This is a genomic window from Vibrio ordalii ATCC 33509 (assembly GCA_000257205.1).
GTDB classification, from domain to species: Bacteria; Pseudomonadota; Gammaproteobacteria; order Enterobacterales; family Vibrionaceae; genus Vibrio; species Vibrio ordalii.
Window position 1 is genome coordinate 1 of record AEZC01000219.1, and the last position, 497, is coordinate 497.

Here is a 497-nt window from a genome sequence, read left to right on the forward strand (position 1 = left end):
GGCACCATCAAGTATTAGGTGTACTTTTTGCTCCAACGGGTAATGCTCCTTTTTGAGCTTCCAGAAGAAGCGAACGATGCTCTCGCTGTTTATTGTGTCATACGTTTCTGTCACCGTTGCGCCAATATTTTGAAGGGGTAACGCACCGATAATATTTAGACGAGTTCGACTGCCTGTTGTCTCAATCACTTTGTCTTGGCCTTTTCGTATCCAGCCATAACTGAGTTTTGTGGACTGTGTAGGATGAACGGCATCCATGAATAACACAGGGTCTTCGCTGTTTCTTAGCGTCTCGTTGTAATGTTCGATAAAGGCTTGCTGCATCTCTGGATCAAACTTGTGCGGCACACCTTTCGGCTTTTTATATGAGAAGCCGTGATGATGTAGCCACTTGTTCATTCCAGCAACGGTATAACGAATACCAAACTCAGCTTGTACATAAGCGACAATTTGGTGGGTGTGAAAGTACGTGTCCTCAGCCAGATGTTCGATAAGTT

The 497-nt window shown here is 44.7% G+C and carries 1 protein-coding gene; it reads right to left on the minus strand.

The window, feature by feature from the left end; genetic code table 11:
* The coding region (locus tag VOR_RS0114750) for an IS630 family transposase (RefSeq protein ID WP_010320463.1) at positions 1-497 on the minus strand (497 nt) is incomplete at both ends.